At 61.4% G+C, this 3,850-nt stretch carries 4 protein-coding genes and 1 pseudogene; 3 read left to right on the forward strand and 2 right to left on the reverse strand.

All coding sequences use genetic code 11. The features are described 5' to 3' along the window. Positions 1 to 471: 471 nt before the first annotated feature. Positions 472 to 873, forward strand: a complete 402-nt coding sequence (locus ACS5Q1_RS46865) for a hypothetical protein (protein WP_473104620.1) — start codon at positions 472 to 474, stop codon at positions 871 to 873. A gap of 71 nt (positions 874 to 944) precedes the next feature. Further along, complete coding sequence (locus ACS5Q1_RS46870) at positions 945 to 1,298, forward strand: hypothetical protein (RefSeq protein ID WP_473104621.1); 354 nt, start codon at positions 945 to 947, stop codon at positions 1,296 to 1,298. Between the two features lie 81 nt (positions 1,299 to 1,379). On the opposite strand, the pseudogene ACS5Q1_RS46875 reads toward ACS5Q1_RS46870, so the two are convergent. Continuing rightward, a pseudogene (locus ACS5Q1_RS46875) lies at positions 1,380 to 1,991 on the reverse strand (IS630 family transposase); the annotation flags it as partial. A gap of 74 nt (positions 1,992 to 2,065) precedes the next feature. Here ACS5Q1_RS46875 and ACS5Q1_RS46880 point away from each other — a divergent pair. Further along, the gene (locus tag ACS5Q1_RS46880; RefSeq protein ID WP_473104622.1) at positions 2,066 to 3,121 is read left to right on the forward strand and encodes an IS110 family RNA-guided transposase; all 1,056 of its coding nucleotides are present in this window, start codon (positions 2,066 to 2,068) and stop codon (positions 3,119 to 3,121) included. Here ACS5Q1_RS46880 and ACS5Q1_RS46885 read toward each other — a convergent pair. Beyond that, the gene (locus ACS5Q1_RS46885) at positions 3,088 to 3,708 is read right to left on the reverse strand and encodes a hypothetical protein (protein WP_473104623.1); all 621 of its coding nucleotides are present in this window, start codon (positions 3,706 to 3,708) and stop codon (positions 3,088 to 3,090) included. The two genes, ACS5Q1_RS46880 and ACS5Q1_RS46885, sit on opposite strands and share 34 nt — an antisense overlap. Positions 3,709 to 3,850: the final 142 nt, after the last annotated feature.

Here is a 3,850-nt window from a genome sequence, read left to right on the forward strand (position 1 = left end):
GACGCCGCTCCTCCATCTGCTCGGATGTTAGATGCGTCGGCCGCCAAACGTCGTCATCCATCGCGCGCCTCCTCATGAGGATCGACATCACCCTATGTTACACCACCTCCGTGAAGATCATTAGTCCCTCTCAAGTTAGCGCGCTTCGCTAACGCAAGACGATGCCACGGGTTGTCCAGTTCCGGCGGTCCATGTCCGCTTTGGCTTCACATCATCTCATCATCACCGTGCCAACTGGATGCCCTAAGGGGTTTCTATCCAGACCGGTCGTGTCACGAGGGCCGTCGTATCGATCGACCCAAACCAAAGTATGATCGTCGCAATCTCTCCCGATGATTGGGGCACCCACAAAGACAATCGAGCCCCAATGATGAGATCGGCTAATGTCAGAACGTCAAGGCTCTCGAGGTGAAATTCACCTGCGAGAGTCGGCGAAGCGCGATCGTGCAGGAGACTGCTATGAGCCCGGTCATGAACGAATGCGTACTGATCGTGGAGAGCAATCCAGGTTTCTGCGAGCGGCTTGCGCAGGCGTGCCGGGCTGCGAACTACACTGTGGCGGACGACACGGGCGAACCGGCCTTTACCATCCTGAGGCATCGGCAGCACCAGATCGGCTGGCTGTACAGCCGGGCTGCCTTACCGGGCTTAATCGACGGCTGGATCCTGGCAGACCAATACCATCAGGCCTATCCCAGTCGCCCTGTCGTCATCGCTGCTCACGATACACGCTTCTCCGCTCGCGGCGACATCATCCTGAAAGAGCCGACAGTGATTGTCGTGTCAGAAACAATTCGGCACGTCATTGAGGGGACACAGGTGGCTCGAGCCGCTGCTTCACTGGGGTTCAGTGAACATCGCCGCGCTGCGTAACTGAAAGGTGGGTCGCGCGCCCGTGCCCGTTGGGGAATTGAGATTACAGTGATACAATGATGGAGCTTCGAATGGCATGTAATTGGCACATTGATACCGGTCATTCTCCCTTGCCCGACCTCTCCCCGGACGAGATTGAGCAACAGATTATCCGCGCCTACGTCCAGCTCGTGTTCGCGGCCGAGAATACAACCGGCGTCCGAACCACTCTCGTTGCACGGCTCTGCTCCCTTGAGGTGCGTCTCAGCGAACTTCCGGACGCGTCCGTCTTGCAGGATCTGCCGCCGTTCTGGCTCGAGATTTACTCGCATACCACCCGCTCGACAGTTGATAGTCTCGGATGCTTTGAATTCGATGAAGCCGAATTGGCCATGGCCGTAGAACTGGTGCTGAAGGCGAAGCAATATCGCGAGCTCTATCACTAAGTGATTGCGGCTGTCATGTTGATTGCCGTTTGGTCGTAACCGCTGGATTGTGCGCTACAGGTCTGCTAGAGCATCGGACGCTTACACGGACGCATATCCGGTGGCCGTGAGATAGTTCCAGCATTCCTGCGGCTCGAACAAGCTGCAGATATCGCCGAGGGCACGCCAGAGCGCGTCGAGGGTTCGGGCCTCAGCTCTGCGCAGGAGCGCTTTGATCTTGGCAAAGGCCTGCTCAATTGGGTTCAAGTCCGGGCTGTAAGCGGGCAGGAACAGGAACCAAGCACCTCGTTGCTTCAGGCATTCAGCCGCCCTTGCACTCTTGTGGACCGCAAGGTTGTCGAGGATCACCACGTCGCCTGTGTGCAGGGTCGGCGCAAGCTGTGTCTCAATGTAAGCCTCGAACGCCAACCGGGTGATCGGACCATCAATGACCCACGGCGCACTCAACTCGCTGCACCGCAGCCCTGCGATAAAAGTGTTGGTTTTCCAATGGCCGAAGGGAGCTTTCATGCGCAGCCGCTGGCCCTTGCGCGAGCGCCCACGCAGGCGGGTCATCTTGGTGTTGACGTAGGTCTCGTCGAGAAACACCAAGCGGTGCGGCTCTTGGCGCATGCGTGGCTGACGGTAGCCTGCCCAGACCCGGCGCTCATCCCGCACGGCGGCGCGTGCGCACTCCGCCGCCATCAGGGCTTTAATGGCATGGACCGGCCGTGCTCCCGGGCGGAGCATGGGAGTACGGGATTGTCCCGCAGTCACGGAGCCATGTCATGACACAGCAGACCACCGCTGAGACCATTGCGACCATCGGCATCGACCTGGGCAAGAACACCTTCCACCTGATCGGCATGGATGCCCGCGGCAAGATTGTGCTGCGCCGCAAGATTGCGCGTGGACAGCTGCAATCCTGCCTGGCCAACGTGCCGGTCTGTCTCATCGGGATGGAGGCCTGTACCGGAGCCCATCACGTCGGCCGTCAGCTCGCTGCTCTTGGCCATGACGTTCGCCTGTTGCCAGCTCAATACGTCAAACCCTTCCTCAAGGGACACAAGAATGATTACCGCGATGCCGAGGCCATGGCTGAGGCGGCGCAACGTCCAACCATGCGCCCTGTGCCGCTGAAGTCCTCTGAGCAGCTTGATCTCCAGGCGCTTCACCGGGTGCGAAGCCGGCAGATCGGGCAGCGCACGGCTGTCATCAACCAGATCCGCGGTTTCCTGCTCGAGGGTGGGATCGCCGTGCGCCAAGGGCCGGCTGGTCTACGCGAGGCCCTGCCAACGCTACTCGCCCAGCGCACGGACGTGCTCTCGCCGCGTATGATCCACCTGCTCGAGGATCTCGCGGCAGACTGGCGGCAACTCGATGAGCGCATTGCTGCCATCACGCGGGATATCGCCGCCTTGGCCCAGCAGGATGCAGGGTGCCAGCGGCTGATGGGGATCCCAGGGGTTGGCGTGATCACCGCCAGCGCCATGGTGGCGGCAATCGGAACAGGAGCCGCCTTCACCAAAGGCCGCGACTTTGCCGCTTGGCTCGGGCTGGTGCCGAAGCAGATCTCGACCGGAGATCGCACGATCCTGGGCGGACTCTCCAAGCGCGGAAACCGATACTTGCGCACCCTGCTTGTCAACGGTGCCCAAGCGCTCCTGCGATCTCCAGGGCACTGGAGCGGACACGGCTTTGGACGCTGGCTGCAGGCAGCCGGAGTACGGTTGCATCGCAATGTGCTAGCAGTCGCGCTGGCCAACAAGCTCGCTCGCATCGCGTGGGGAGTGCTGCACCACGAGAACGGTTACGATCCGGGGTTTACTCGCCGCACGGTCTGAGCCTGCTCTGACCACCAGTGTTTTTGGCGATCAAGTTCCCGCCGAGGTTCGCGAGAAGGATGTGACAGGATGGATGAACGGTTGCCCGGCGCACCCGAAGCCTGGCTATAAAAATGGCTCGCTGAAGCCTTGGTTTTAAGCAGGCCCGGTGCGCGCGGATTTCCATGATGGCCCGGAGCAAGAGCTCCACACGGAGGCCGGATAGATTGATGCGAACCGTTTCTCATCCAGCCAGAGGCAGCCCTCTTGCAACGCACGGCCGGTCCATAGATTTTATAGCTGAAGCCGCACCGGCACAGCAGCCGCGAGAGCATCGCGGGAGCCGCCGCCACCCCGTGTTCCTCCAGCAGCCGGGCCGCCAGTTCGGGCATGGTGATGGCGGGGTGGGCCTCAACGGTCTGGATCAGGAAGGTCTCATAGGGCACCAGCTTGCCGCCTCCCGGCGGGCGGCCTTGCTGGGCCGGTGCGGGCGAGCCGGTGTCCCGTGTCCGCCGCACCAGCTTGATGGCGAAGCTCTCGCTGACGTCAAAGTGCTGGGCCGCCGCCCGGCAGGAATGGCCCGCCTCGACAAAGGCCGCAACCCGCACGCGCAGATCCAAGGAGAAGCTAATGGGATGGACCGGCCGTGCTTACCGGCGCACCCTTCATCTGGGGCGCCCAGCACGAGGATTTGAGCCATGCCCAAAGCTCCGCTTCAGCAAGTTGCCACCCTTGGCATCGACATCGGCA

Source organism: Microvirga sp. GN3 (assembly GCF_055792825.1).

What these genes read in the sequence shown, in the direction of transcription:
- ACS5Q1_RS46865 (WP_473104620.1), top strand. Translation starts at nt 472, where the DNA reads ATGAACGAATGCGTACTGATCGTGGAGAGCAATCCAGGTTTCTGCGAG.
- ACS5Q1_RS46870 (WP_473104621.1), top strand. Translation starts at nt 945, where the DNA reads ATGGCATGTAATTGGCACATTGATACCGGTCATTCTCCCTTGCCCGAC.
- ACS5Q1_RS46880 (WP_473104622.1), top strand. Translation starts at nt 2,066, where the DNA reads ATGACACAGCAGACCACCGCTGAGACCATTGCGACCATCGGCATCGAC.